The following is a 25,978-nucleotide window of genomic DNA, read 5'->3' as shown; positions in this document are numbered from 1 at the left end:
CCTTCAGGTGCATGTGCCTGAAGTGTTTGCAAAAGTGGAGTCGTGGGGAAAGGATGTACTCTCTTTCTTCATTGATTTGTTCTAAGCCGAGCACCCTTCCATTTTTGAGGAGTTCATATAATGATCAGTAATGCGCTTAAGGTCATACGCCAGTATCATAATCTCACACAAACAAATCTTGCTGGAAAGCTCTCTATTTCTACATCTTATTTGTCAGAACTAGAATCCGGAAAGAAAGAACCAAGCTTAGAAATATTGCATAGGTACTCACAAGTATTTGGTGTTCCGCTTTCGTCTCTTGTTGTTTTTTCGGAAACTCTGGACGGGACTCAAAGCGCTAGCAAAGCACGGGCTTTCATTTCGAAAAAAATGTTAAAAGTACTTGAATGGATTGCAGATACTGATGAAGCCAAGTCCAAGGAAGCCAAAGCAATACGAGCTTGAACAATCTCCACTTTACAAACTGTCAAGCAAACGCAAGTTAGCGGAACTATTACAGGTCGACTTAGTTACTTTGGGAGTTACGGAACTTGCAAAGTTAACATCCAATTATAGGATTTTTGTTCACTGTGAGACAGGGCGATTTATTACGGAACCTGTAGGTACGCTAATTCCTGTCCACAAGCGGCTATTGAGCCTTTTTTCACGAGTTGTGCCAAGGGATTATATTCACTCGGCCACAAAAAAAAGGTCATATAAGACTAATGCCGAGAAGCACATTGGCAATCAGAATATTCTTAAGATCGATATTAAGAAGTTTTTTCCCTCAGTACGATTTTGTTACGTCCACAATTTTTTTGCCAATACGTTGAAATGCTCGCCTGACCTCGCGACCATTCTTGCCAAGCTGTGTACTGTTCGAACCAAAAAGCATGGCGTACATCTCCCTACCGGAAGTTGCATTAGCCCCATTCTTTCATTTTTAGCAAATCGCGATTTATTTGACCGTATTGAGAAACTTTGTATAGAGGCGGATTGTACATTCACGTTATATGTCGATGATGTTACGATTTCTGGTCCTAACGCAACACGAGCCTTGCTAACCAGAATTGCGATGGAAATTCATAAGAACGGCTACGGATATCACAAAATCAAGACTTATCACGCCGTACCAGCAATGGTCACAGGGCTGATTGTGACGGAAGGGCGCCTTATCCTACCGCATGCCAGGTGTCAGAAAATTCGTCAATACGCCGAGGCACTAGAGTGTTCTGTCGGTGGCCAAATACGAGAAAAGTTGTTAGCGAGCCTTGTGGGCCGGTTGTCGGAAGCAGAACAGATCGATGCGAAGTACCGTACTGCACGCCAGGATGTCTTGAAGCGATATGCTGTCGATTGGGGCCGTGTCATGGCGCTTCGAATAGCAAGCGCAAAACATCGCGCTCGCAAGACAGCTAGTGTCAACAAACCGTCAACGACACTGTTAGATCAACAAGGCGATACTGTTAGGTCAATCACTGCAAGTTCTTGATTTGTAATACAAAGTCAGGTTAAGTGATGTCCAGAGCGTGATTTGTAATCATCAGGTGGCCAGTTCGAAACCGGCAGTCGGCACCAGAATTCAGCAGGAAAATCAAAGGGTTACCCGCTTCGGCTGGTAGCCCTTTTTTCTTTTCCTCGGCCTGCGGGACACTACCGCAACCATTGCAACCCATCGCCGTCGAAGCAAACCACTGACGTAGCGCATTGCTGCACCGCGCAATGACTATCTGCACGTTTAGGCGCAAGATGAGCACGTGCTTGCGCAAAGCAGGCTCCCGATGTCTGGCTTGCCTACCTGGGGAAATATCATGTCCGCACACACTTACAAGCTGATCGAACTGGTGGGAACTTCGACCGAGAGCAGCGATCAGGCGATACGCGATGCCATTGCCAAGGCGGCGCTGACGGTCAAGCATATGGACTGGTATGAAGTGACGGAGTCGCGCGGCCATATCGTCGATGGCAAGGTGGCGCATTTCCAGGTCACGCTCAAGGTCGGCTTCCGGCTCGAATAAAGGGACCGAGCAAGGCGGGCGGCGCGTTCACCGCCGCCCAGGTACTCCCCGGCTCTCCAGCCACTCCCGGCCGCCGTTGTCCAGCGCGGTCTCTATGACCTTTTCCGGCAAGCTGTAGACGGTCGCCCAGCTGGCGCGGCCGTCCTGCGTGTTGGCGGGGAAGCTGTGCGTTTCGATCGGCCAGTGGTATTTGCGTTTCAGCGCCTTGACGATGGCGGCCAGCGAGACGCGACCCTGCAGCGGTTCGGCGCCGGACTGGTCGCGGTTCGACAGCAGGACGGCCAGGACCTGGCCGCGGCCCGTGCGCGCGCCGGGGAAGGTGGGGGTTTTGTTTGCCATGGCCTATTTTACCGGGCACTTATCGGCGAGAGGCGATGTGCCGCACCTTTGATCTGGCGCAAACGCCGCATCGGCTTTGCGGCCACGATGGACGTTTCGACAGGCTGCCAGTGCCCCTCTGGCAGCCTGGACCTGTCATCATGGGGCACAGGAGCCTATCATGCACAGCCTGAACATCCAAGCCATGCAATGGCAGCCCGTCGCCGATATTTCCGCCGTCAATCCGCTGCTGCCCGACGACCTCGCCTGCTTTCGCGAACTGCGCGACGTGCTGCAACGTTATGGCGCGCTCGATCGCTTTGGCATTTCCCTGATCCACCGCCATTTCGACATCGCCGACGACGAGGAATTGATGGAGTACACGGATGCGGAAGCACGCACCCTGACGGTAAAGCCTGTCAAGAAAAGCGACATCGACTGGCAGCACACGACGATTACCAACTGGAAATTGACGGAAGACGAGGAAGTGGCGCGCATCGGTTGCGGCTGCGCGCGCAATTCGGGTGGCCACCTCGGCTATCACCGCGGTACCTGAACCTGCCAATTGCCGCGCCCTTGAAAGGTCCTGCCATGGATGATCCCAAACTCAGCAAGTCACGCCGCAGCTTTGTCGAAGGCATGGCCGGCGGCGCACTGGCCGCCTTCGCCGTGCCCACGGCGGCACAGCCGGCGGAGGCGCCGGTGCCCGCCGGACCCAGGCCGCTGGCACCCGGCTATCCGCGCCCGCCTTTTCCCGTCCAGCAGCAGCCGTGGCCGGGCCTGGCCAGCCGCATGCAGCCCCGGCCCGACCATGGCGAAACCAGTTACAAGGGATCGGGGCGCCTGCTGGGGCGCAAGGCCTTGATCACGGGCGGCGATTCCGGCATCGGGCGGGCGGCGGCCATCGCCTTTGCGCGCGAAGGCGCCGACGTGGCCATCAACTACCTGCCGGCCGAAGAGCCCGATGCGCAGGAAGTGCTGCAGCTGATCCGCGCGGCGGGGCGCAAGGCCGTGGCCATCCCTGGCGACATCAAAAGCGAGGCGTTTTGCCAGCGCCTGGTCAGCGAAGCGGCCCGCCAGCTGGGTGGCCTGGATATTCTGGTCAACAATGCGGGACGGCAATTCTCGCGCGACTCCATCCTCGACATCAGCACGGCGCAGTTTGACGACACCTTCAAGACCAATGTCTACGCCATGTTCTGGATCACGAAAGCGGCCGTGCCCCTGCTGCCAGCCGGCGCCAGCATCATCAATACCGCCTCCGTGAATGCCTACGATCCCGGCGAGAACATCATCGATTACGCCGCCACCAAGGGCGCGATCATGATCTTTACCAAAGGGCTGGCCAAGCAGTTGGCGAAGCAGAACATCCGCGTCAATGCCGTCGCGCCCGGCCCCTTCTGGACGGCATTGCAGGTGACGGGAGGGCAATCACCGGACAAGATTCCCGCGTTCGGCCAGGACACGCCCATGGGACGCCCGGGGCAGCCGGCGGAACTGGCGGCCGTGTATGTGTTGCTGGCATCGCCGGAATCGAGTTACGCCACTGGCCAGGTGTATGGCGCCGTCGGCGGGCGCGGCGGTCCCTAGCGCGCAGTGACGCCGGCGCCGGCACCACCCGCCAGGCGCCGTCGGCCTTTCTTACACTTTGCTTCAACCGGCTCAGTCCGCTTTGCACAAGTACTTGATTCCATGTGATTTTTTTGTGTGGCACGCAAGCTGCTTATCACTGTCTACGAGATGAATCCAGGCAGGTCATTCTGGATTTTTCATCCCCCGGATTTTCCGAGACTGACTACGATAAGAGGCTGCGATGAACATCGATCACACACGAAGCAAGACCTTGGGCTGGCTGGGCGCACTGGCGGCGGCAAGCTTGCTTGCCAGCGGCCAGGCGCAGGCCGGCGCGTACGGCCTGGCCGTCAACGAGTTGAACACTTTCCGCATCACCACCAGCGCCGGCGCGCTGTCGCTGGCCGGCGCCAACCGCAATGCCAGCGACAGCGCCTTCTTCGAGGGTGGCGTGGCCGTCAATCCGCGCGCCGTCAATACGGGCCCGGCCGCCAACGCCGACGTGCTGCAAGTATGTTCGGGCGGCGGCTGCAGCGGCTTGCCGCAAAATAATTACGCACCCAGCCCCAGCTCCACCCTGGAGTTCGCCCGCGGCGACGCGCATGCCTTCGGCAATATGCTCACGGCCGCCGGCTCCACCGTGCGCGCCGTTGCGGAAGCACAGCGCGACACGGTCGGTGCCGCCACGGCCACGGCGGGTGACACGCTCACCGGCTCCGTCAACCTGACCCTGTCGAGCGCCGGCTTCATCACCTTCAACTTCATGGCGCGGCGCGACCTGCGCACCAGCGTGACGACGATGGGCGACAAGTCGAACGTGTCGATCATGGATATCTTCAATATCTCGTGCAATACTTCCAGTCCCGTGGGCTGCCTGTCGCGCGCGAACGCCGATGGCGTGATCTTCCAGTTCGCGCCCGATGGCGACGCCAGCAATGGCAGCGACATCAACGGCAACCATACGGTCGGCAGCCTCGATCCCTTCAGCCTGAACATGACGGCCGGTACCAACGACCCGGCCACGGGGCGCACCTTCACGAATGGCTTTGCGATGTTTTCGCTGACGTCGAATTTCGCCCTGCCCGCCGGCAGCTACACCATGAACTTTTCGAAGTCCACGCGCACCGATATCGTCGTCATCGACCCCCTGCAGGTACCGGAGCCAGGCACCCTGTTCCTGCTGGGCACGGGATTGGCGGCCCTGGCCTTTACGCGCCGCCGGCAGCCGACATAATCAGCAGCTTGAAAAAAACGCGGCGCCCGTCAAGGCGCCGCGTTTTTTTTGTGCCGCTCAAAACGTGTTAACCGAGCCGTGCCAGCGCCCGGCGCGCCATCTGCAATTGCTGCAGATAATAGCGGTGCAGCATGGCGGGATCGGTGAGGTCGCGCCCCAATACCAGGCGCAGTTCGCTGGCAGGGCAGTCGGCGGCCTGGGTCTGTACTTGAGCACCCAGCTGGCGGGCCAGCTGGCGCGCCGCCTGTTCTTGCGCGGGCCGGTATTCGACGCGCGTGCGCGCCACCTGGAAGCGGGTTTCATTGGCCAGGCGCACCACCTGCACGGGCGCACCGGCCAGGCTGCGCGCCAGCGCGGCGGCCAGACCGGGCACGCCGTTGCCATTCACGATTTCCAGGCGCGGATGCGGCACGCTGGCTGCCGGTGCAAGCGCCACAGATTGCGACGCGGCAGCGGGCACGCTGCGCACGATGGCCGGCGGCACGCGGCGCAGGCGGGCCAGGCCATCGCTCTGCGTGATCTCCACGCGCGCCATGGCGGGCACATCCCGTGTCTGCGCCTCCGCCGGCACGGGCTGTGGCGACTGCTCGCCGTGCAATAACGCCATGTCGCGCCGCACATCGTGTTCCTGCAAGCTGCTCGCCTGGCGCCGCATGACGGCGGCGCGCGCGTGCTGCCCCAGCCGTTCCAGCACCTGCGCCAGATGCCGCCAGGCCAGCGCATTGAGCGGGTCGAGCAGACAGGCCTGTTCCAGCGCAGTCAACGCCTGCGCATCGCGCCCGCTTAAATAATAGGCATGACCGAGATTGCTGAACAGGTAGGCCTGCCGTGGCTGCGGCGTGCCCGCCTCCTGCGTCAAGGCCAGCCAATGGACGATCGCCGCGTCGTGGTCGCCCCGCTGCGCATGCAGCACGGCCAGACCGTTGCGCGCGTTCACGTGGCGCGGTGCGGCGCGCAAGGCTTGTTCATAGGCCGCTTGCGCCGCCGGCAAATCGCCCCGCTCGAAATGCTGGCGCCCCGCCGCATAGGCGGCATCGGCGTCGGGCCACGCTGGCAACGGCGCGTGGGCCAGTTGCGTGGTACAGGCGGCCAGGCCCAGGCAGGCGCAGGCGGCGGCCAGGCGGGAAATCATCAAGCGCATGGTAGCTCCTTTCAGCGGCTGGCCATGGCCGGCACGAGCACGCGATAGACTTCGATCACGGCCGGCCCCATGAGCACCAGCATCAGGGTGGGAAAGACGCAAAAGATCAGCGGGAACAGCAGTTTCAGGGCGATCTTCGCTGCTGCCTCTTCTGCAAGCAGGCTGCGCTTGCCGCGCAGGTTTTCCGAATGCACGCGCAGCGAATCGCCCATGCTGGTACCGAAGCGCTCCGATTGAATCAGCATGGCGACCAAGGTGTCGACGTCTTCCACGCCGCTGCGCAGGGCCAGGTTGCGCAGCGCCTTTTCCTTGGAAAAGCCGGCGCGCATTTCCATCAGCACCAGCTGCAATTCCTGCGCCAGCACCACGCTCTTGATATGGATTTCGCCCGACACCTTCACCAGCGCGCGCTCCAGGCTCAGGCCCGCTTCCACGCACACGGTCAGCAAATCGAGCGCGTCGGGGATGTTTTCAAAGATGTCGCGCTGGCGCCGCTTGGCCGTGCTGGCCAGCACCAGATTGGGCAGGTAATAGCCGACGGTGGCGCTGACGCACAGCAGCAACAGCAGCACGCTGCGCAACTGCGCCGCCATGGCGCTGGCCGCATACAGGCCCAGGACGGTGGGAAACAGCAGGGCCAGCACGGTTTTCGCCGCGAAGTACAGGGCCGGTGCGCTGGCTTGGCGCCAGCCCGCGTTCATGAAGCGCGTGCGCAGCGGCGAGCGTTCCCAGCCCTCTTCAGGCAGCGACAGCTTGCTGAACGGCTGCGCCACGCGCGCCACGCGCTCCACCCAGCCGTTTTCCACCACCACATCGCTGGCGGCCGGCGTCATGGAACCGAACAGGCGCTGGCGCAAGGCGCCGGGAAAGAAGATCAGCCACGCCAGCAGGGCCAGCGCCACCACCACGGCGAAGACGATCAACAGAAACAGCAGTTGTGCGCCGCTCATGCCACCTCCTGTTTTATATCCGGATACGGATGACGTTGCGCATCCACACTACACCCAGCGCCACCATGCCGGCCGCGTACCACAGCAGTTTAATGCCGCTGGGATCGGTCCACAGCAGGCTGATGTATTGCGGGTTGACCAGCGCCATGACGCCGATCATCACCACAGGCATCAGCCCCAGCACCCAGGCCGACATGCGACCCTCGGCCGACAGCACGCGCACTTGCCCCAGCAGTTTTAACCGGGCGCGGATGATGCGCGCGATGCTGACCAGCACCTCGGCCAGGTTGCCGCCCGATTCGCGCTGCACCAGCACGGCGATGACGAGGTAGCGCAAGTCCGTCAGCGGTATGCGCGCGGCCAGGTTTTGCAGCGCCTCGTTCATCGGCACGCCGTAATTGATCTCTTCATGCGCCATCTTGAATTCGCCGCTGATCGGCTCATTGAGTTCATCGCCCACCATCTGCAGCACGTTCGAAAACGAGTGCCCGGCGCGCAGCGCGCGGGCCAGGAAATCGGCCGCTTCCGGCAGTTGCGCCTCGATCTTTTTCAGCCGCGCCGCGCGCGCGCGCAGCACGCACAAACACGGCGCGCTCGCGGCGCAGGACAGCAGCAGCAAGGCGCCGGGCAAGGGCATCGACCAGGCCGCCAACAGCAGCAAGGCCGCCAGCAGCAAGACGCCCGTGCCGCCCAGGAATTGCGCCACCGACCAGGACAAGCCCGATTGCAGCAGCAGCTGGTCGAGCTTTGCGGCCTGCGGCAAGCGCCGCAGCCAGCGTTCCAGGCCGGGCGAACGCGCATAGCGACGCTGCTTGAGGATGGAGACCCGTTCGCCGCCCCCTTCGCCGCGCGCCGCCATCAGCCGCAGGCGCCGGTTGATGCGCCGCGCCGCGCTGCCATGCGTGCCCGACCACCACAGCCAGACGCCTTCCACCATCAGGATGCAGGCGGCGAACAGCAGCACGGCAAAGCCATAGAAGACCAGGTCCATGATTCCTCCCTCGTTTTTACTCGTAGATGCGGTCGGGATCGAAGACCGTATCGGGCACGGGCGCGCCGAACATGCGCAAGCGCTCCGTGAAACGGGGCCGCACGCCCGTGGCGCAGAAGTGGCCCTGCACCTTGCCATCGGCATCGACGCCCGTCTGCTCGAAGCGGAAGATTTCATGCATGGCGATGATGTCGCCTTCCATGCCCGTCACTTCCTGCAGGCTGACCAGCTTGCGCGCGCCGTCCGTCAGGCGCGACACTTGCATCACCACCGTCACGGCCGAACAGATCTGCTGGCGCGTGGCGCGCGGCGTCAGGTTCACGTTGGCCATGCCGACCATATTTTCCAGCCGCGCCAGCGCGTCGCGCGCCGTGTTCGAGTGAATGGTCGCCAGCGAACCTTCATGGCCCGTGTTCATCGCCTGCAGCATGTCGAGCGCCTCGGCGCCGCGCACCTCGCCCAGGATGATGCGGTCGGGCCGCATGCGCAGCGCATTGCGCACCAGCGCGCGCTGGCTCACTTCGCCCTTGCCCTCGATGTTGGGCGGGCGCGTTTCCAGGCGTACCACGTGCGGCTGGCGCAGCGCCAGTTCGGCCGCATCCTCGATGGTGACGATGCGCTCGCTGCCGGGAATGAAGCCGGACAGCACGTTGAGCAGGGTCGTCTTGCCGCTGCCCGTGCCGCCCGAGATCAGGATGTTGACCTTGGCCTGGCCCAGCGCCTGCAGCACCTGCACCATGGGCGGCGTCAGGCTCTTGTAGTCGAGCAGATTGGCGATCGTCAAAGGCTGCACGGCGAAGCGCCGGATCGATAAAATGGGGCCATCGACGGCCAGCGGCGGAATGATGGCGTTCACGCGCGAACCATCGGGCAGGCGCGCGTCGACCATCGGGCTCGATTCATCGACGCGCCGCCCCACGCGCGAGACGATCTTTTCGATGATCTTCATCAGGTGCGCATTGTCGTGGAAGGTCACGTCCGTCAGCTGCAGCCGCCCGCCCCGCTCCACGTACACCTTGTCGCAGGTATTGACGAGGATGTCGGACACGCTGGCGTCGGCCAGCAAGGGTTCGAGCGGGCCAAAGCCCAGCATCTCGTGCTGGATGTCGAGCACCAGGCTGTGGCGCTCGTGCTGGTTCAGCACGATGCGTTCTTCCTCGATCACGCGCTGCACCAGCAGCGCCAGCTCGTGCTTGAACTGCTCGGCCGTCAGGCGTTTCAAGCGTTCCAGGTCGATACGGTCGAGTATCGTCTGGTGCATGGTCTTTTTCAGTTCCTGGTAGGCGTGCAGCGCCAGCGCGCCTTGTCCATTGCTGGCGGGACGCGCCGTTTCATTTGCCGCCAGGCGTTCGCGTAAAGTCATCTCGGCTCCCATGATGGCTCCCGGCGGGAGCCTTGACATCGTTCATCGGCGACCGCGTCAAGCCTCGCTGCGGCTGAACAAGCGGTCGAACAGGCCGCGGCTTTCCGTCACGCGGCGCGCCGTCACCAGTTCCACCAGTTCGGCCAGGCTGCGCGCCACGGCGCTGGTGCGCGACAGCTGCAGCAGCGGAATGCCCTGGTTGACGGAATCGGTGGCGGCGATGTAATCGTTGGGCACCGTATGCACCACTTCCGCGCCCAGCGCCTGCTCCAGGTCCGCCAGGCGCAACCGCCCGCCCTTCTCATAGCGGTTGACGATCAGGCGCAGGCGTTCGCCCGGATAGCCGAGCGAGCGGAAAATATCAAGCAGGCGGCGCCCGTCGCGGATGTCGGGCAAGGCCAGCTGCAGCACCGGATAGATGGCGTCGGCGTTGTCGAGCGCGCGCAGCGACAGCGCATCGATCTGGCGTCCCACGTCGAGCACGATGTAGTCGTAATGCTGGCGCGCCACGGCCAGGATGCGGTCCATGTGCTCGGGCTGCATGTCGACCTTGTGCGACGGGTCGTCGGCCGCCGCCAGCACGCCGAAGTTCGGCGTCACGTGCACCAGGCACGAAGCGAGGAAGGCGCCATCCATGCGCGCGATCTGGGCGCAGATGTCGGACAGGGTCATGGCCGGCTTCTGGTCCGAGACATATAAGGTGGCGTCGCCGAACTGGCCGTGCAGGTCGATCAGCAGCACCTTGCAGCCGGCCAGGCTGGCCAGCGCGTAGGAAAAATTCGTCGACAAAAAAGTGGCGCCGCTGCCGCCCTTGCACGAGATGAAGGCGAGCACTTTGCCATCGCGCATCTGCGTCACGCCCGCCTGGATATCGACCCTGTCCATCGCCTCGTGAAAGGCCTTGTGCACCAGCGGCAGCTGCAGCACTTCGCGCATGCCGGCGCGCATGGCGCGTATCAGGACATCCTGCTGCTGGCCGCGCGTGAGCAGCATCAGGACCGCCAGCGGATACTGGCGCGCCAGCCGTTCCAGCAGGTCGGCTTCATCGGCATCGATGCCGCTGGCGTCGACGATCACCAGTTCCGGCGCTTCGGGCAGCATGCGCTCGACGGCGTCGCGCAGGCCGCTGCGCCGTTCCAGCAGGCGCAGCACGGGCATGCGGGCCGCCCCCTGTGCGGCAATTTCATCGTGCAAGCTGGCGTCACGGCTAATCATCAAGGCTTTCATCGCACTTCCTCGCTTCTTTCAGGTCTACACATTCGGCTGCGCCGCCAAGTGGCGCTCAAGGACAAAAGCCGGGATTGTCCGGATACCCCAGCGACTCGGCCACCGCCATGGTGGCGCCGCTGGGCAGGCGCACGGCGCTTGCGCCGGACGGGAACATCATCCCCAGCAGCGGCAGGATGGGCCTGTACGGCACGCTCTCGCAGCGCCCGCCATCGCCGGGCACGCACAGGCGTGCGCGCACGAAACGGATGCAGCTGGCGCCGTGCGGATCGTCCAGACAATTGATGCGGTTACGCTGCGGGCAACCGGGCATCACCGTCACCGGAACGGCCGCCAGCGCGGCGCCGCCGGCCTGCGACAGATAATCGATGCGCACATACGCGTCGCTGATGCCGCCGCCGAGCGGCAGCACGCCCGGCGCGGCCCGCAGCACGGCGTGCGTGCGCACGTCCTGCAGCGCACTTGCGTTGCTGAAATCGGCAACGGCCGCACCGCGCGCGGCACGCCGCGTGATTTCATGCACCATATTCCATAAATACACGGCGCGCGCCACTTCCAGCAGGGCAAACAGGAACAGAAAGAACAGCAGCGCCAGCATGGCGAACTCGACAGCGAATACGCCGTCCTGCCGCTGCCGCCGGGGGTGCGGATTAATGAACATAGCGCAATGTCGCATTGGCACGCAGCGAGATCGGCGCCAGTTGCGGCAGCCACTTGCGCGTCAGCTCGGGCAAGATATCGACAGGCATCTCCACGGACAACTTGATGCGCACCTGCAGCGGCGCCGTCGCAGAATTGCCGCAGTTATAGGCATCGTCGGCATACACGCATTCCACGACGACCTTGCTGCTGCTCATGCCTGGCCAGGATTCCAGCATCGCCTGGCGCACCATCTGCCGGGCAAACACGGCGCCCTGCTCCGCCGCATCGGCATTGACCATCTGCGGCAGCGGCATGGTCGCCAGGTAGCGCGCCGCATCGTGCGCGCTTTTCTGCAGGGCCGTGTACGCCAGCAGCGCGCGGCCGAACAGCAGCACGAAAGGCAACAGGCCCATGAAAAACAGCATGATGAGCGCCAGCTCGATGGCGGCGACACCCTCCTGGCGGCGTGGCGCGCGGCAGGCCGGCCTCATTGCAGCAGCTCCGCGGGGCCCACCAGCGCGCCCTCGGCCACCAGGCCGTCAAATTCGGCGCTCAGCACGCCATTGCTGGCCGGCGCCGTCATGAAGAAGCGGCCGATACCGCGGACCTGCGCCAGCACGTCGCTGCCGGCCGGCAGCGGACAAGCCAGCAGGGGAATATGCAGCAGGCGCCGCTGCGCCACGCCCGTGTTGCCGGTCGGCGCCGTCTGGTACGCCAGCGTCTGGTATGGCGGCGTGGCCGGATAGCCGGACTTGGCGGCCGGCGCGGCAGGGCTGGCCGGATACAGCTTGGGCCAGTCGCTGGTGGCGAACGGCAAATAGCCGCCGGCCGGCTTCACGCTGCTGTATTTGGCCGCCTTGGCAAACGACCACAACGGGCCATAACCGCCAACCGCGGGCGGCGTCGCGTTCGCTTCCGGATCGGCCACGGACAGCAGCGGATTGCCTGTGCTCAGGGCGCTCGGCGCGTCGGGCGTGTTCGTCATCCACCAGTTCGTGGCCGTATTCGGATAGGCGCGGATATTCGTGTCGGGCGGCGCCGTGATCGTATGGCAGCCGCTGCCCGCATGCTGGTTGAAGCGCGCGTTGAAAGCCGGCCACAAGGTGGCGGGAAAGGGCCGGTGCACGTGCACCTGGGCGCTGCCGATGCGCGGATACAGCACCGTGCCGCTGCACACAAACGGCAGCACGCTCGATTCGCCGACCTGCTGCGACGGTCCCACCACGCCCGGCGGGCCCAGTGGATTGAGCACGAAATGTTCGGCCGCCGGGCCGTTCGGATTGAGCTTCAACAAGTTGTACGCCACGCCACGGCGAAAGCCATATTCCAGCAACTCGACGGCCGGCAGCAGCGCCGCATTCGTGCGCGGGCTGGCCGCGCTGGCAGACAGCGCGCAGATGGCCAGCGGTGTCAGGTTCAGGCTGGTACGCCCCGCCACGGCGCGCGCGCCCGTGTCCAGGGTGCGCAGCGCCGGCGACCAGGCGCCCAGGAACGCCGTCGTCACCCGCCCCAGCGACGGTGTATTGGCCTGCGTATCGACGCGCACGAACAGGGCCGTGGCGGGATCGGGCACGGCGCCCGCCGCATGCCAGGCACTGGCGGGCGCATCTGGCGCGCTGGCGAAACGGATGCTGGCGTCCGACAGGATGGCGCCTTGCATGCGGCGGCGCCACGCGCTCTTGTCGGCCGCGCTGCTCTTGGCCTTCGTCACGGCGCTGTCCAGCCCTTCGGGCGTGCCCACCAGTTCCGCGGCCGCCGCCAGCGCCGCGTTGTCGGCCAGGTTCTGCAATTCCGTCTTGCGGCCGATGACCTGGCCCACGTCGAGCGCCAGGCCGATAAAACCCAGCACCAGGATGAGCAGGATGGAAAAGGCGATCAGCATCGCCCCGCGCTGACGCTGGCCCTGGCGTCTATTTGCCATTGCCGCCTCCCAGCATGAATTGCACCGGCTGCGGCGCCTGGCCGTTCGGTTCGACGAACGAGGCACGGTAGCGCTGCATGACGGCGTGCGCGCTGGGCCCGTCCAGCCCGTCGGCAAGCTGGCGATTGCCCGCGCTGGCCGGGTAACGGACCTGCTGCGCCATGGCCAGGCGCACGGCGTCGCCGAAGCGCGGGTCCAGCTGCGGCGTGCTGCTGTGCGCGCAGGCGGCCATTTGCAGGGCAAGGACCAGGGCGGCCAGGCGCCGCAGCGATGTCAGGAACGAGTTCGGCATGGCGTATCTCCCCATCTCATTTCAACTCGAAGCCGTTGGCCGCGCGCGGTGGCGGCACGGACGGCGGCGCCAGCGGCAAACTGCCTTCCATCTTGCCGCGCAACATCAAGTCCGTGCGCGAGGGCGGCGCCAGTTGCGCCGTCGGCAGTGCGGCATCGGCCGGCAAGGGTTTCACGAGGTGCGCAGTAATGACGAACAACAATTCCGTGCGGTCATGCTGGAAGTCCGTGCTGCGAAACAGCGCGCCGAGAATCGGCAGTTCGCTGAGCCAGGGCACGCCCGTGATGTTGCTTACCTGGTTGTTCTTGATCAAGCCGCCGATGGCATAGCTCTGGCCGTCGTACAGCTGCACCGTGGTCGAGGCGCGCCGCGTGGTAATTACGGGCAAAATCGAGCGTCCGCTGACGCCGGCGGCGGAAATGCCGACGCCTTCGCGCGACAGTTCCGACACTTCCGGCGCCACCTTCAGATTGATGCGCCCGCCCGACAGCACGGTGGGCGTAAAACGCAGGCCGACGCCATACTCGCGCTCTTCCAGGGTGATCTTGTTGTTGTCCTGGCCGACGGGAATGAAAATCTTGCCGCCGGCCAGAAAACTGCCCTCCTGCCCACTGATCGCCATCACCGTCGGCTCGGCCAGGATGCGCACCAGGCCATCCTGCTTCTGCGCCTCGATGGTCAGCTGCTGGCCATTCGACTTGCGCACGTCGAGCAAGCCATTGGCCGTGCCGCTCAGGAAATTCGACAGCAAGGTGGTGGCCCAGCTGCCGGAAGCAAAACGCAGGGTGGCGCCCACTTCCAGCCGCTCCAGCAGCGACTTCGATACTTCGGCGATCTGCACGGCCAGCATCACCTGCTGCGGCGCGCTGACGTCGAGCATATTGATGATGCGGCTGTTCGCGCCGCCAGCGGGCGCCGTGGCAACAAGCGGCATGGCGGCGCCATCGGCAGGCTTGGGCAGCGCCAGCGGTACAGTTGCGCGGCGCAAATAGGCGTGGGCCAGTTCGGCGGCGCGCAGCACGGCGCCCGCATCCTGTACCGTGCCCGACAGCACCAGGGTATCGGCCACGGCCGTCACGCGAATGGCTTTTTCTTCCGGCATCAGGGCCGCCAGGGTCGTTTGCAGGCCGGACGGATCCATGCTGACGCTGACGTTCACCACGCTGCACACGCCGCTGCGTCCCTGGATGATCATGTTCGTGCTGCCCACGTCGACGCCGACCACATATAAGGTGTCGGGCGCCACCAGCATGGCTTGCAGCATGGCGGGATTGCCGACGCTGCGGGCCAGCACGGCCTCGGGCAGGCGCAGCATGCTCGACTTACCCACTTGCAGCTGCAAGTTGCCCGGTGTCGCCGCTTCGCCGCCGCAGCGGGGGCCAGGATCGGCTGCCGCGCCGGCAAGCGGCAACAGCAGGCAGCACAGTGTCAGCAGAGCGCGGTTCATGAGCGTGTCCATGGTTGAGCTAAAAACATTCGCGCGACTGGCGCGTCCCATCGATGACGGCGCTGCACTGGCGCTTTGGTTCCGGCGGCGCCTTCGCCACACGCACCGGACGCGGCGCGGCGGCCAGCACGGGTGCGGCGGCAGGCGCGGTAGCGGGCTCGGCTTCGTGCGGCCCGCCCAGCAGGGTCAGCTTGGTGGCGCCCGCCGTCACCCCGGGCTGCGGGTCGACCTGGTTGCGCAGCACCAGCGACAGGCTGCCCACGCTGCGCGCCAGGTCCAGGTTTTCCGCCTGTTCCGGCGTCACTTCCAGGGTCACGGCGTTGACCACGCGCGGCTTGGTCTCGTCGCGTCCCACTTCCTGCGCCACGGCCAGCACGAGGATGCGTTCGAGCACGATCTTGGAAATATTGCGGCTTTGCGGAAACGCACGGTCGCCGGCATCGTGCTGGGTACTGACGATGATGTCGACATAGTTGCCCGGCAAGGCGAAGCCGGCCACGCCGATCACGTCGTTGACGCGCACGGTGATGGCGCGCCGCCCTTCCGTGATCAGGGCCGACAAGCCGCCCAGGGTGCCGGCCGGCGCCAGCTTCGCTTCGCTCAGCGGTTCGCCGCGCAGCACGCTGGTTTTCAGCACCCGTCCCGCCAGTTTTGCCGGGTCTTGCAGCGCGCCTTGCGGCAAGCTTTCCGCCGGCCACTCGGCCAGGCGCAGCATCTCGGGCGTCAGGCGCTGGCCCAGGTTGACATCGGTGGAGGCAACGACGATCTTGCCCTTGCCGGCCGGCGTCTGGCGCAGCAGCCAGTGCGAGGCCAGCAGCACGGCCAGCAGACCCAGCACCACAGCCAGGGCCATCATCATGAGGGCGCGCCGGTTTTTCATGCGATACGCTCGCACAGGCTGGCGGACGGCATGTCGCAGCTGGCAAACAGGCTGCTCCAGGCCTGCTCCAGGGCGGCCACCGTCAGGCGCGCTTCGCAGCCGGCAAAGCCGGCGAAGTCGCCTATGCGCGCCAGCAATTCCTGCGGATAGCTGGCCAGCAAGGGCCGTCCCTGCGCGCCATGCAGCTGCAGCAAATGATTCATGGCCAGCTCATCGATGCTCATGCCGGCCAGCCGGCATTGCTGGCGGAACAGCGCGCGATAGGCGTTCTCGGCCAGCGGCCCCACCCGCACCTTGTAGCCGATGCGACGCAGCAAGGCGGCGTCAAACAGCTCGCCCGGCGGCACGTTCGTGGCCAGCACGAGGGCATTGTCGAACGGCACGCTGATCTGCACGCCGCCGGGCAAGGCCAGCTGGTCGCTGCCGCGCGCCAGCGGCTGCATCAGCCGCGTCAGCAGTTCTTGCGCACCCAGGCGCTGGCGGCCCAGGTCGTCGATGATCAGCATGCCGTTATTCGCCCGCACATGGGGCGGCGCCTGGTAGCAGCCGCCGCTGGCGTCATGGCGCAGCTCCAGCATGCCGGCATCGAGCTCGGCGCCCACGTGGATCACGGGACGCTGGCACAGCACCCAGCGGATATCCGTGCTGCGCCGTTCCAGCGCCTGGCGCGCATGGCTGACGTGCTGCGGCGCAGGCGGCAGGTGCTGGGCCGGATCGTACAGCTGGATGATGTCGTGGCCGACGACGATGGCGTGCGGCACGGCGACGAGACCGTGCAGCAATTGCCCCAGTTGCAGCGCCAGGGTCGACTTGCCGCTGCCGGGCGGACCGTACAGCAGCAGCGAGCGTCCCGAATGCAGGGCCGCGCCGACCACGTCGAGCATGCCGGGACCCGCGTGGGCGCCACCGAGCACGGCGGCCAGGTCGTCGCTGCCGACGCGCTGTTCCTGCGCCAGCCACGACTGGCGCGCCACCATGGCGCGGTAGGCGTCCAGGGTGACGGGCGCGGCGCCGACGTAGGCGCAACGCTCGAGGAAGGCGCCGGCGCGCTGCTTGCCAGCACCCGTCAGCTGGTATTGCACATCGATATCGGATTCGCCGCGCCAGGCCACTTCGGCCATCTGCTCCGTCACCATGAAATCGAGCACTTCGCGCAAGACGTTGATCGACAGGCGCAGGCGCGTCGTCAGCGCGGACAGGTGCGTCTTGCCGCCGACAAACATCAGCTTGGCGATCAATTCGACCACCAGCGAGCGCTCGAGCCCCGTTTCACGCAAGCTCTTCGGCTGCGGCGGCAAGGGCGGCATCAGGTTCGCGTCGGCGGGGCGCGGCGTGCTGTCGGTGCTCATGGAATAGTCGACCTCGGTCATGCTGCGTCTCCAAGCCGGTTAAGAGGGCATTCAACAAAATTCATTCTAGCGAGCGGACACTGGCGTCCATTGATTCAGAGCAATAAATGCCAATCAGAAATACTGCCGCCCTTGCACCACCAGACAGCCCAGGGCAATGGCCAGTCCATACGGCATATTGCCCACGCTGGCGCCGCTGCCGAGCGCGTTGGGCGCCAGGGAAATGCCGGCCATGCGCGCGATCATCGGCCACAGCAACTGGCGCAGATTGGCCAGGCAGGCGCGCCACTTGCCCTGCCAGGTGATCATCAGCACGGCCATCACGCCGCCCAGGACAAACGTGGCGAAACAGATCTGCAGCACGGGCCAGGGACCGGCAAAGGCGCCCACCATGGCGATCAATTTGACGTCGCCGGCGGCCATGCCGCGCAGCGCGTACAACGGTAGAAACAGGAAGAAACCCGTGGCCATGCCGCCCAGCCACGACGGCAGCACGCTTTGCGGCCACAGCCACAGGTGCAAGGCCAGGGCGGCGAGAATGCCGGACAACACCAGACCATTCGGAATCTTGCGGCGGATCAAATCACTGACGGCGGCCCCCGTCACGAAGCACAGCAACAGCAGGTCGCACAAGGCAGTTGCAGGCATGGCACACCTCCCGAAAAAAACCCGCCACCGGCCGGCCGATGGCGGGCACCCGCTTAGGGCGTCAACACCAGGTTCGACGAAATATCGGTGAGGACGGCCAGCAAGTTGGTCTTGATCAGCAAGAAACCGGCCGTGATGGCGGTAGCCATCAAGGCCGCAATCAGGCCGTATTCGATTGCCGTAATGCCATCCTCATCCTTGACAAACTGCTGTACTGCCGACAGGAAGGTATGCATGACAAGCTCCCAAAAGTGAATCACAAGTCCCTGGCGCAATCGGGTGTGAAACATTGCCCTTTCCTGCTAATATGTTTCCTGCCGTAAATTTCTGCGCCATTACATTGACTATAAAGCGTCCACGTTTTGGCAAATTGACGCGCCACAAGTTTCCACATGGAAATTATCAAACCTTGGTGAAATGGCGGCTGACGCAAACAAATGTTGCGATCAGGATTGAAAGCCTGCGTCAGGGCAAGTTTTTTGCAATGTAGTGCATGAATCTCATGTATTTACATGAAATATTGCATACGTTAATTGCCTATTAGGCAAAAAGACATTATCCTGCTTAGCTCTTCTTTGGAAAGGCCTCTCGCCCGGCGGTACAGAGCGTCATGCCACCAAATAAATCTTGGCTTCTTGTAGACGGACGCGAACATGCTCTTGCTTGATGCAATGCTGGTATGACGACACTTGTGTGACCACTTTCCAGAGATCGACAATGGATTCCCTACTGAAACACATGGTGGACATGACCGGGCATCGCGACCACACGATGCTCGACATCTCCGTGATCTCGGCCGTCCAGGAACTCGCTGCCGCGTCGCAGACCCGTGTGCTGGCCCTGACCACCGTGCGTGGCCAGGTGTTCGTGCGGTCGCGGGCCATCATCGTGGCGGGCAGCGTGGCCCGCATGGAAGAGCATAGCGATCCTACCCTGCCGGGTGAACCGCTGTCCGACTACCCGGCACTGGCCGCCTGCATCAAGCGCCATGAAGCGAGCGCCGACACCCTGTGCGCGGACGGCCGCCACCTGCTGTGGCTGCCCATCTGGATCGGCGACCAGGTCACCACCTGCCTGGAAATCACCAATCCCACGCCCTACACGGGCGCCACGATCCAGGTGATCGGCGGCATCGTCAGCGTGTACCGCAATTTCCAGAACCTGCTCGACTACAGCGAACGCGATTCGCTTACCGGCTTGTTGAACCGCAAGACCTTCGACGACCAGCTGGCGAAAATCCTGCACAGCCGCGGCGAACCGGAAGCGGAAAGGCCGCGTCCCGTCGATGAAGAACGGCGCCACCACACGGACACGGAACGCCAATGGCTGGCCGTGATCGACGTCGATCATTTCAAACTGGTCAACGATAAGTTTGGCCACCTGTACGGCGATGAGGTGCTGATCCTGATCGCCAACCAGCTGCAATCGTCGTTCCGCTCGCAAGACCGCATCTTCCGCTTCGGCGGCGAGGAATTCGTCGTGCTGCTGCGCTCGATCACCCTGGAAAATGCGCAGAAAATCATCGACCGCTTCCGCACCAACGTCGAGGCGCACGACTTCCCGCAAGTGGGCAGAGTGACCGTCAGCGTGGGCTTCGTCAGCATCAACGCCTACGAGGCGCCCGTCATCATCCTCGGCCGCGCCGACCAGGCCCTGTATTACGCCAAGAGCCATGGCCGCAACCTGGCGTGCCACTACGACGAACTCGTCGCCAAGGGCTTGTTAACGACTATTACCTCGAACGATACGGCGGAATTTTTCTGATCACCTGAGAAAACGTCCATGGCGGCGTTGCAGGCGCTCGCCGTACTAGTCGTACTGTCTTCGCGCCAGCGCCTTGCCCTGAACGGTTTTCAGGCGCTCTTTGTCAAAGGCGCACACCATTCAGGCATCCGCCAGCGATAAAAAACGCATGGGATCGACCTGCCACTTGGCGGCCGACTCATGGCCGACGATCTTGTCGGCGCCGCCAAAGCCGAAGCCGCGCGACAAATCGACCGTTTCCGGCTTGATGTAGGTCTTGCTCTTCGTACTGAAAAACACATTCACTTTGGGCGCCAGCAGATTGCTTTCGTGCGCCTCGATGACGACGGCCAGGCGGCCCGATTCCAGCATCACCATGGTGCCTACCGGATAGATACCCACGCAGCGCATGAAGTCCTGCGCGAACACGGGGTTGAAGTGGAATTTGCTCCATTCATAGATCTTGCGCAAGGCTTCGGCGGCGGGAATGCCCTTGTGATAGCTGCGGTCCGACGTCAGCGCGTCATACACGTCGACAATGGCCGCCATCTGCGCCAGTTCGCTGATGGCGTCGCCGGCCAGCTGGTCCGGGTAGCCGCTGCCGTCGCGCCGTTCGTGGTGGTGCAAGGTGATGTCGAGGGGAATCGCTCCCACTTCGGGCGACTGGCGCAGGATGTCATAGCCGTCGCGCGGATGGCGCTTGATCTGGGCAAATTCTTCCGAACTCAGGGGGCCTGGCTTGTTCAGCACGCTGTCGGGCACCAGGGCCTTGCCCGTATCGTGCAGCAAGCCGCCGAGGCCGGCCTGGTGCGTGGTGGCCGCATCGATGCCGCGCGAGCGGCAAAACGCCACCAGCAGCGCGCACACGCTGACGGAATGCAAAAAGGTGTAGTCATCCTTGCTCTTGATGCGCAACAAGCCGACGAGGGCGCCGGGATTGCGCAGGATCGATTCGGTAATATCCTGCACCGTGTGCTGCACGCGGTCGAGCTCGACAGCCTTGCCCAGGCGCACGTCGGCCATCACCGTGCGCACCAGGCTCGCCGCCTGACGCCGCACCTGCGTGGCGCGCGCCAGTTCCATGCCCAGCGACACGCGCGTGACCACTTGCGGCGCCGCGGCGATCTGCACCAGCTCGCGTTCCGTGTCAGCCTGGGCCTGCGCCACGGTGGGCGCGTCCTGCACGTCGAGGCCCTTGCCGCTGTCGATCACCACGTCGTGGATGCCGGCCTGCATGATCTTGCGGATTTCATCGTCGCTGCGCAACAGGAAACGGTTGCGCACGAATGGATGCGTCATCCAGTCGCAGCTGAGGTCATGAATGTACATGCCCACTTTTAATTGAGACGAATCAACTTTCTTGAGCATGCTGTCATCCCACAAATACGCGGCTGGAGCACCGAAGGCGCTAGAATGAGTATAACAAAATTGTTATTCTGCTGGCCGCGTTCGGCGCTGCGGCGCAACACCCTGTTTTTTCCGCTCAACGCACCGCTCTTGGGACCCATGGAACTGCGCCAATTACGCTACTTTGTTGCCATCGTCGACCACGGCTCGCTGTCGCGCGCGGCCCTGATCCTGCACGTGGCGCAGCCGGCCCTGACGCAGCAGCTGCGCCAGCTGGAAGAGGAACTGGGCGTGCAGCTGCTGCACCGCTCGGCCCAGGGCGTGCTCAGCACGGACGCGGGCAAGGTGTTTTACGAACATGCGCAAGCGATTTTGAAACAGGTGGCCGACGCCCGCTCGGCCGTCACGCAAAGCGCCACGCGGCCATCCGGCAATGTCACCCTGGGATTGCCGCACAGCATATCGGGCGCGCTGGCCCTGCCCCTGCTGCTGGCCGCGCGCGAACGCTACCCCGAAATCACCTTGCAACTGACGGAAGAAATCACGGGCAACCTCAATGAACAACTGAAATCGGGCCGCATCAACCTGGCCGTGCTGTTCGACGATGGCCAGCTGACGCCGTTTGCCTGCTGTCCCCTGGTGGAAGAAGAGATGCGTTTCATCTGCCGCAGCGATTCGCCGTTCGCGCCCACGGGCTCGGCGCTGTCGTTCCCGCAAGCATTGAGCGCCACGCTGATCTTGCCGGGCCTGCAGCATGGCGTGCGCCCGCGCATCGACAGCCGCGCCCGCGAACTGGGCCTCGAGACGGCGAACGTGATCGAAATCAACTCGATCGCTATCCTGAAATCGGCCATCCTGGCCGGCATGGGTGCCACCATCCTGCCCGCCGCGCCGCTGCTGGCCGAACTCGACAGCGGCGCCATGCGCAGCTACGCCATCCACAGCCCCGTCCTGTCGCGCACGGTGGCCCTGTGCGCCTCGAAAAACATTCCCCTGACGAACGCAGGCAACGCCGTGAAAAATCTGGTGCTGCAAGTGGCCGCCGAGCTGTGCGGCAGCGGGCGCTGGGTGGGCGCGCACGTGCTCTCGCCCATGGCATAAGTATTTCTTATACCCCCATCGGCAAACCATATTTGCCCCTCTTCCCCGCTCGTTCTACACTGACCACATTAACTATTTTAAATTTAAAATAGTTATGTGCCGCCCACACGCGGCCATCCCGTCTGCACAGCGCGCGCCTTACCGGGCGCGTTCCTTGTACAGCCGTCATCTGAAACACCCTTTTGGAGACAGCCATGTCCGTGACCACGGAAAACGGCTCCGCAGCGTTCGCTAGAAACGCCGGTGCCGCGCCATCTACCCCTCTTGAGCCTTCCCGTTTGACCACCGTCAGCCTCGACGACAAATACACGGCCACCACCGGCGCCATCTTCCTGTCCGGCACCCAGGCCCTCGTGCGCCTGCCGATGATGCAGCGCCTGCGCGACCAGGCCGCAGGATTGAACACGGCCGGCTTCATTTCCGGCTACCGCGGCTCGCCCCTGGGCGGCCTCGATGAAAACCTGTGGAAAGCCAAGAAACAGCTGGAAGCGCACCACGTGCAGTTCGTGCCCGGCGTCAACGAAGACCTGGCCGCGACCGCCGTCTGGGGTTCGCAGCAGGTCGACCTGATCGGCCCGGCCAAGTACGACGGCGTATTTGCCATGTGGTACGGCAAGGGCCCTGGCGTGGACCGCTGCGGCGATGTCTTCAAGCACATGAACCATGCGGGAACGGCCAAGCTGGGCGGCGTGCTGCTGGTGGCCGGCGACGATCACGGCGCGTATTCATCGACCCTGCCGCACCAGTCTGATCATTTGTTCTCCGCCTCGATGATCCCCGTCCTGTATCCATGCAATGTGCAGGAATACCTGGACCTGGGCATCCACGGCTGGGCCATGTCGCGCTTTTCCGGCTGCACGGTGGCCTTCAAGGCCCTGGCCGACACGGTCGAATCGTCGGCCTCCATCGATGCCGACCCGTTCCGCGTGGAAGTAAAAATTCCGCAGGATTTCCAGATGCCCGAAGGCGGCCTGAACGCGCGCCTGTCGAGCATCCCGCTGGGCCAGCAGGCGCGCAACCAGGAAGCGCTGATGCAGGATTACAAGATCTATGCAGCCCTCGCTTACGCGCGCGAAAACAAGCTCAACCACACCACCATCGACAGCCCGAACGCCAAGCTGGGCATCATCGCGTCCGGCAAGTCCTACCAGGACGTGCTCGAGGCGCTGGAAGAGCTGGGCATCGACGAGCAAATGGCGGCCGACGTCGGCATGCGGCTGTTCAAGGTCGCCATGCCGTGGCCGCTGGAACCGGACAGCGTGCGCGAGTTCGCGCAAGGCCTCGATGAAATCCTCGTTGTCGAAGAAAAACGCCAGATCGTCGAATACCAGTTAAAAGAGCAGCTGTACAACTGGCGCGACGACGTGCGCCCGCGCGTGATCGGCAAATTCGACGAAAAAGGCGAATGGGTGGCGCCGCGCGGCGAATGGCTGCTGACCTCGAAGGCGGATTTTTCCGTCTCGCAAGTGGCGCGGGTCATCGCCAGCCGCATCGCGCGCCTGATTTCCGATCCCGTCACGTGCGACCTGATCAAGGCGAGATTAAGTTTCCTCGACGCCAAGGATGCGGTCTTGAAGAAAGCCGTAAACACGCCGTTCCGTCCCGCCTTTTACTGCTCCGGCTGCCCGCACAACACGTCGACCAAGGTGCCGGACGGCAGCCTGGCGCTGGCCGGCATCGGCTGCCACGTGATGGCAACGTCGATCTACCCGGAAATGAACAAGCTGACCACGCACATGGGCGGCGAAGGCGCGCCGTGGATCGGGCAAGCCGCGTTTTCCGAGCTGCCGCACGTGTTCCAGAACCTGGGCGACGGCACCTACTTTCATTCCGGCTATCTGGCCATCCGCGCCGCGCAGGCGGCCAAGGTCAACATCACTTATAAAATCCTCTACAACGATGCCGTCGCCATGACGGGCGGCCAGCCCGTGGACGGCCTCATCACCGTCCCGATGATGGCGCAACAGGTGGCGGCCGAAGGCATCGCCCGCATCGCGCTGGTGACGGAAGATTTATCGCGCTATAGCGACCGCAGCAACCTGCCCGCCCACCTGACCTTGCACGACCGCAAGGACATGGATGCCGTGCAGCGCGAATTGCGCGAAGTACCGGGCGTGTCCGTGCTGATCTACGACCAGACCTGCGCGGCCGAGAAACGCCGGCGCCGCAAGAAAGGCGAGTATCCGGACATAGCCAAACGCATGGTCATCAACGACGCCGTCTGCGAAGGCTGCGGCGACTGCGGCGTGCAATCGAACTGCGTGTCGATCTTGCCGAAAGAAACGGAATTTGGCCGCAAGCGCACCATCGACCAATCCTCGTGCAACAAGGATTACTCGTGCGCCAAGGGTTTCTGCCCCAGCTTCGTCACCGTCGAGGGCGGCAGCCTGAAGAAGACCAAGACGGGCGCGAGCAAAGCAGGCGAGACGGACAATTTCGGCCCCCTGCCGGAACCCGTCCTGCCCGCTTGCGACGCGCCGTACAACATCCTGATCAACGGCATCGGCGGCACGGGCGTCATCACCGTCGGCGCCCTGATGGGCATGGCGGCGCACCTGGAAGGCAAGGGCGCGTCCGTGCTGGACATGACGGGCATGTCGCAAAAAAACGGTTCCGTCACTTCGCACGTGAAAATCGCCAAATCTCCCGCGCACATCCGCGCCCAGCGCATCGCCACGGGCGAAGCGGACCTGATCCTGGGCTGCGACATGCTGACGGCCGGGGCGCAAGATGCCGTGTCGAAAATGCGTCCGGGCCGCAGCCTGGCCGTCGTCAACCTGCACGAACAACCGCCGGGCACGTTTGCACAGAATGCGGACTGGCAATATCCGGCGGCCGAAGTGCGCCAGCTGATCGAGGAATCCGTCGGCGGCGCCGACGCGGCCGACTTTATCGACGCCACAAAACTGGCCACCGCGCTGATGGGCGACTCGATTGCCGCCAACCTGTTCATGCTCGGCTACGCCTGGCAAAAGGGCCGTATCCCGCTGACGGAAGCGGCCCTGCTGCGCGCCATCGAATTGAATGGCGTGGGCATCGAATCGAACAAGAAAAGTTTCCTGTGGGGCCGCCGTGCCGCCGTCGACGTACGCAAGGTGACGCAAATCGCCACGCCGTCGCAAGCGATCATCGTGCAAATGCCGCAAAGCCTCGACAGCGTGCTCAAGAAGCGCGTGGAGTTCCTCACGGCCTACCAGAACGCCGCGTATGCGGATGGCTATGCGACCTTGGTGAGACAGGTGCGCGACCGCGAAAACACCCTGGGACTGGGCCAGAAACTGTCGATGGCTGTCGCCAAGAGCTACTTCAAATTGCTGGCCTACAAGGATGAATACGAAGTGGCGCGCCTGTACACGGATGGCCGTTTCGTCGAGCAATTGCAGCAGCAATTCGAGGGCAACTTCTCCGTCAAATTCAACTTGGCGCCGCCGCTGTTCGCCAAGAAAGATGCCAAGGGCCACCTCGTGAAAGCGGAGTTCGGCTCCTGGATGTGGCGTGCCTTCAAGCTGCTGGCGAAAGCCAAAGGACTGCGGGGCGGCACCTTCGACCTCTTCGGCTACACGGCCGAGCGCAAGATGGAACGCGCGCTGATCGTCGAATACCGCGAACTGCTGGCCGGCCTGCTGGTCAACCTGACGGCGGACAAGCTGGCGACCTGCGTGGAACTGGCATCGCTGCCCGAGAAAATCCGCGGCTTCGGCCACGTCAAGGAAGCGGCAGTCGACACGTATCGCAAGGATAAGGCCAGATTGCTGGCGGTGCTCGCGGATGGCAGCAAGCACGCGGCATAAAAGACAACGCAGAGCCTCGGCTCT

25 protein-coding genes are annotated in these 25,978 nt (G+C 63.6%); 9 read left to right on the top strand and 16 right to left on the bottom strand.

Going from position 1 to position 25,978, the window contains the following annotated elements; genetic code table 11:
- Positions 1–120 precede the first annotated feature (120 nt).
- The 3 genes from CLU90_RS19800 to CLU90_RS19790 all read left to right on the top strand — a co-directional run bounded on the left by CLU90_RS19800 (position 121) and on the right by CLU90_RS19790 (position 1,997).
- Positions 121–444 (top strand): helix-turn-helix transcriptional regulator, encoded by a 324-nt coding sequence (locus CLU90_RS19800; RefSeq protein ID WP_100428763.1) that lies wholly within the window; start codon positions 121–123, stop codon positions 442–444.
- Entirely contained in the window at positions 404–1,471 is a 1,068-nt protein-coding gene (locus CLU90_RS19795) for a reverse transcriptase family protein (RefSeq protein ID WP_100428762.1), read from the top strand. The genes CLU90_RS19800 and CLU90_RS19795 overlap by 41 nt, the downstream gene beginning before the upstream one ends.
- A gap of 319 nt (positions 1,472–1,790) precedes the next feature.
- Entirely contained in the window at positions 1,791–1,997 is a 207-nt protein-coding gene (locus CLU90_RS19790; protein WP_034753599.1) for a dodecin, read from the top strand.
- 27 nt (positions 1,998–2,024) lie between these two features.
- Here CLU90_RS19790 and CLU90_RS19785 read toward each other — a convergent pair whose 3' ends face one another.
- Complete coding sequence (locus CLU90_RS19785) at positions 2,025–2,336, bottom strand: hypothetical protein (protein WP_100428761.1); 312 nt, start codon at positions 2,334–2,336, stop codon at positions 2,025–2,027.
- Positions 2,337–2,496: 160 nt separating this feature from the next.
- Here CLU90_RS19785 and CLU90_RS19780 point away from each other — a divergent pair, with 160 nt between their 5' ends.
- From CLU90_RS19780 to CLU90_RS19770, 3 genes are all read left to right on the top strand, one after another.
- Positions 2,497–2,871, top strand: a complete 375-nt coding sequence (locus CLU90_RS19780; RefSeq protein ID WP_092713470.1) for a hypothetical protein — start codon at positions 2,497–2,499, stop codon at positions 2,869–2,871.
- A gap of 35 nt (positions 2,872–2,906) precedes the next feature.
- On the top strand, positions 2,907–3,905 hold the full coding sequence (locus tag CLU90_RS19775; RefSeq protein WP_100428760.1) for an SDR family oxidoreductase: 999 nt from the start codon (positions 2,907–2,909) through the stop codon (positions 3,903–3,905).
- Positions 3,906–4,128: 223 nt separating this feature from the next.
- The gene (locus CLU90_RS19770; protein WP_100428759.1) at positions 4,129–5,121 is read left to right on the top strand and encodes an EDSAP-1 family PEP-CTERM protein; all 993 of its coding nucleotides are present in this window, start codon (positions 4,129–4,131) and stop codon (positions 5,119–5,121) included.
- A gap of 67 nt (positions 5,122–5,188) precedes the next feature.
- Here CLU90_RS19770 and CLU90_RS19765 read toward each other — a convergent pair whose 3' ends face one another.
- From CLU90_RS19765 to CLU90_RS19700, 14 genes are all read right to left on the bottom strand, one after another.
- Complete coding sequence (locus CLU90_RS19765; RefSeq protein ID WP_100428758.1) at positions 5,189–6,262, bottom strand: LytR C-terminal domain-containing protein; 1,074 nt, start codon at positions 6,260–6,262, stop codon at positions 5,189–5,191.
- Positions 6,263–6,273: 11 nt separating this feature from the next.
- Complete coding sequence (locus tag CLU90_RS19760) at positions 6,274–7,212, bottom strand: type II secretion system F family protein (RefSeq protein ID WP_092713461.1); 939 nt, start codon at positions 7,210–7,212, stop codon at positions 6,274–6,276.
- Positions 7,213–7,225: 13 nt separating this feature from the next.
- On the bottom strand, positions 7,226–8,203 hold the full coding sequence (locus CLU90_RS19755; protein WP_100428757.1) for a type II secretion system F family protein: 978 nt from the start codon (positions 8,201–8,203) through the stop codon (positions 7,226–7,228).
- 16 nt (positions 8,204–8,219) lie between these two features.
- Positions 8,220–9,566, bottom strand: coding sequence for a CpaF family protein (locus tag CLU90_RS19750; protein WP_092713653.1), 1,347 nt, complete (start codon positions 9,564–9,566; stop codon positions 8,220–8,222).
- A gap of 57 nt (positions 9,567–9,623) precedes the next feature.
- Positions 9,624–10,793 carry an AAA family ATPase gene (locus CLU90_RS19745; protein ID WP_034752983.1) on the bottom strand — a complete coding sequence of 390 codons (1,170 nt, stop codon included), beginning with the start codon at positions 10,791–10,793 and terminating at the stop codon, positions 9,624–9,626.
- Between the two features lie 55 nt (positions 10,794–10,848).
- Complete coding sequence (locus tag CLU90_RS19740) at positions 10,849–11,454, bottom strand: TadE/TadG family type IV pilus assembly protein (RefSeq protein ID WP_092713455.1); 606 nt, start codon at positions 11,452–11,454, stop codon at positions 10,849–10,851.
- Positions 11,444–11,926 (bottom strand): TadE/TadG family type IV pilus assembly protein, encoded by a 483-nt coding sequence (locus tag CLU90_RS19735; protein WP_092713453.1) that lies wholly within the window; start codon positions 11,924–11,926, stop codon positions 11,444–11,446. The genes CLU90_RS19740 and CLU90_RS19735 overlap by 11 nt, the downstream gene beginning before the upstream one ends.
- Entirely contained in the window at positions 11,923–13,356 is a 1,434-nt protein-coding gene (locus CLU90_RS19730) for a pilus assembly protein TadG-related protein (RefSeq protein ID WP_100428756.1), read from the bottom strand. The genes CLU90_RS19735 and CLU90_RS19730 overlap by 4 nt, the downstream gene beginning before the upstream one ends.
- Positions 13,346–13,648 carry a hypothetical protein gene (locus CLU90_RS19725; protein WP_100428755.1) on the bottom strand — a complete coding sequence of 101 codons (303 nt, stop codon included), beginning with the start codon at positions 13,646–13,648 and terminating at the stop codon, positions 13,346–13,348. The genes CLU90_RS19730 and CLU90_RS19725 overlap by 11 nt, the downstream gene beginning before the upstream one ends.
- 16 nt (positions 13,649–13,664) lie before the next feature.
- Positions 13,665–15,095, bottom strand: a complete 1,431-nt coding sequence (locus CLU90_RS19720) for a type II and III secretion system protein family protein (protein WP_100428754.1) — start codon at positions 15,093–15,095, stop codon at positions 13,665–13,667.
- Between the two features lie 19 nt (positions 15,096–15,114).
- Positions 15,115–15,975: a Flp pilus assembly protein CpaB gene (cpaB, locus tag CLU90_RS19715; protein ID WP_100428753.1), complete on the bottom strand. Its 861-nt coding sequence runs from the start codon at positions 15,973–15,975 to the stop codon at positions 15,115–15,117.
- Entirely contained in the window at positions 15,972–17,345 is a 1,374-nt protein-coding gene (locus tag CLU90_RS19710; protein WP_100428752.1) for an ATP-binding protein, read from the bottom strand. Before CLU90_RS19710 ends, cpaB begins: the two co-directional genes overlap by 4 nt.
- A gap of 93 nt (positions 17,346–17,438) precedes the next feature.
- Positions 17,439–17,972, bottom strand: a complete 534-nt coding sequence (locus CLU90_RS19705; protein WP_100428751.1) for an A24 family peptidase — start codon at positions 17,970–17,972, stop codon at positions 17,439–17,441.
- 53 nt (positions 17,973–18,025) lie between these two features.
- Positions 18,026–18,208, bottom strand: coding sequence for a Flp family type IVb pilin (locus CLU90_RS19700; RefSeq protein ID WP_034752975.1), 183 nt, complete (start codon positions 18,206–18,208; stop codon positions 18,026–18,028).
- 481 nt (positions 18,209–18,689) lie between these two features.
- Here CLU90_RS19700 and CLU90_RS19695 point away from each other — a divergent pair, with 481 nt between their 5' ends.
- On the top strand, positions 18,690–19,736 hold the full coding sequence (locus CLU90_RS19695) for a GGDEF domain-containing protein (RefSeq protein ID WP_092713439.1): 1,047 nt from the start codon (positions 18,690–18,692) through the stop codon (positions 19,734–19,736).
- Between the two features lie 120 nt (positions 19,737–19,856).
- On the opposite strand, the gene CLU90_RS19690 is transcribed toward CLU90_RS19695, so the two are convergent.
- Positions 19,857–21,083, bottom strand: coding sequence for an HD-GYP domain-containing protein (locus tag CLU90_RS19690; protein ID WP_092713437.1), 1,227 nt, complete (start codon positions 21,081–21,083; stop codon positions 19,857–19,859).
- 138 nt (positions 21,084–21,221) lie between these two features.
- Here CLU90_RS19690 and CLU90_RS19685 point away from each other — a divergent pair, with 138 nt between their 5' ends.
- Together CLU90_RS19685 and CLU90_RS19680 are read left to right on the top strand one after the other, a co-directional pair.
- A complete protein-coding gene (locus tag CLU90_RS19685) occupies positions 21,222–22,163 on the top strand; it encodes a LysR substrate-binding domain-containing protein (RefSeq protein WP_100429517.1) in 942 nt (313 codons plus the stop codon).
- Between the two features lie 194 nt (positions 22,164–22,357).
- Positions 22,358–25,954 (top strand): indolepyruvate ferredoxin oxidoreductase family protein, encoded by a 3,597-nt coding sequence (locus tag CLU90_RS19680; protein WP_100428750.1) that lies wholly within the window; start codon positions 22,358–22,360, stop codon positions 25,952–25,954.
- The last annotated feature ends 24 nt before the right edge of the window (positions 25,955–25,978 follow it).

This window comes from Janthinobacterium sp. 67 (assembly GCF_002797895.1).
Taxonomy (GTDB): domain Bacteria; phylum Pseudomonadota; class Gammaproteobacteria; order Burkholderiales; family Burkholderiaceae_D; genus Janthinobacterium.
Note: the sequence above shows the minus strand (reverse complement) of the source record. Positions and strands in the feature narration are given on the sequence as shown.

What these genes read in the sequence shown, in the direction of transcription:
- CLU90_RS19800 (WP_100428763.1), top strand. Translation starts at nt 121, where the DNA reads ATGATCAGTAATGCGCTTAAGGTCATACGCCAGTATCATAATCTCACA.
- CLU90_RS19795 (WP_100428762.1), top strand. Translation starts at nt 404, where the DNA reads ATGAAGCCAAGTCCAAGGAAGCCAAAGCAATACGAGCTTGAACAATCT.
- CLU90_RS19790 (WP_034753599.1), top strand. Translation starts at nt 1,791, where the DNA reads ATGTCCGCACACACTTACAAGCTGATCGAACTGGTGGGAACTTCGACC.
- CLU90_RS19785 (WP_100428761.1), bottom strand. Translation starts at nt 2,336, where the DNA reads ATGGCAAACAAAACCCCCACCTTCCCCGGCGCGCGCACGGGCCGCGGC.
- CLU90_RS19780 (WP_092713470.1), top strand. Translation starts at nt 2,497, where the DNA reads ATGCACAGCCTGAACATCCAAGCCATGCAATGGCAGCCCGTCGCCGAT.
- CLU90_RS19775 (WP_100428760.1), top strand. Translation starts at nt 2,907, where the DNA reads ATGGATGATCCCAAACTCAGCAAGTCACGCCGCAGCTTTGTCGAAGGC.
- CLU90_RS19770 (WP_100428759.1), top strand. Translation starts at nt 4,129, where the DNA reads ATGAACATCGATCACACACGAAGCAAGACCTTGGGCTGGCTGGGCGCA.
- CLU90_RS19765 (WP_100428758.1), bottom strand. Translation starts at nt 6,262, where the DNA reads ATGCGCTTGATGATTTCCCGCCTGGCCGCCGCCTGCGCCTGCCTGGGC.
- CLU90_RS19760 (WP_092713461.1), bottom strand. Translation starts at nt 7,212, where the DNA reads ATGAGCGGCGCACAACTGCTGTTTCTGTTGATCGTCTTCGCCGTGGTG.
- CLU90_RS19755 (WP_100428757.1), bottom strand. Translation starts at nt 8,203, where the DNA reads ATGGACCTGGTCTTCTATGGCTTTGCCGTGCTGCTGTTCGCCGCCTGC.
- CLU90_RS19750 (WP_092713653.1), bottom strand. Translation starts at nt 9,566, where the DNA reads ATGACTTTACGCGAACGCCTGGCGGCAAATGAAACGGCGCGTCCCGCC.
- CLU90_RS19745 (WP_034752983.1), bottom strand. Translation starts at nt 10,793, where the DNA reads ATGAAAGCCTTGATGATTAGCCGTGACGCCAGCTTGCACGATGAAATT.
- CLU90_RS19740 (WP_092713455.1), bottom strand. Translation starts at nt 11,454, where the DNA reads ATGTTCATTAATCCGCACCCCCGGCGGCAGCGGCAGGACGGCGTATTC.
- CLU90_RS19735 (WP_092713453.1), bottom strand. Translation starts at nt 11,926, where the DNA reads ATGAGGCCGGCCTGCCGCGCGCCACGCCGCCAGGAGGGTGTCGCCGCC.
- CLU90_RS19730 (WP_100428756.1), bottom strand. Translation starts at nt 13,356, where the DNA reads ATGGCAAATAGACGCCAGGGCCAGCGTCAGCGCGGGGCGATGCTGATC.
- CLU90_RS19725 (WP_100428755.1), bottom strand. Translation starts at nt 13,648, where the DNA reads ATGCCGAACTCGTTCCTGACATCGCTGCGGCGCCTGGCCGCCCTGGTC.
- CLU90_RS19720 (WP_100428754.1), bottom strand. Translation starts at nt 15,095, where the DNA reads ATGAACCGCGCTCTGCTGACACTGTGCTGCCTGCTGTTGCCGCTTGCC.
- cpaB (WP_100428753.1), bottom strand. Translation starts at nt 15,975, where the DNA reads ATGAAAAACCGGCGCGCCCTCATGATGATGGCCCTGGCTGTGGTGCTG.
- CLU90_RS19710 (WP_100428752.1), bottom strand. Translation starts at nt 17,345, where the DNA reads ATGACCGAGGTCGACTATTCCATGAGCACCGACAGCACGCCGCGCCCC.
- CLU90_RS19705 (WP_100428751.1), bottom strand. Translation starts at nt 17,972, where the DNA reads ATGCCTGCAACTGCCTTGTGCGACCTGCTGTTGCTGTGCTTCGTGACG.
- CLU90_RS19700 (WP_034752975.1), bottom strand. Translation starts at nt 18,208, where the DNA reads ATGCATACCTTCCTGTCGGCAGTACAGCAGTTTGTCAAGGATGAGGAT.
- CLU90_RS19695 (WP_092713439.1), top strand. Translation starts at nt 18,690, where the DNA reads ATGGATTCCCTACTGAAACACATGGTGGACATGACCGGGCATCGCGAC.
- CLU90_RS19690 (WP_092713437.1), bottom strand. Translation starts at nt 21,083, where the DNA reads ATGCTCAAGAAAGTTGATTCGTCTCAATTAAAAGTGGGCATGTACATT.
- CLU90_RS19685 (WP_100429517.1), top strand. Translation starts at nt 21,222, where the DNA reads ATGGAACTGCGCCAATTACGCTACTTTGTTGCCATCGTCGACCACGGC.
- CLU90_RS19680 (WP_100428750.1), top strand. Translation starts at nt 22,358, where the DNA reads ATGTCCGTGACCACGGAAAACGGCTCCGCAGCGTTCGCTAGAAACGCC.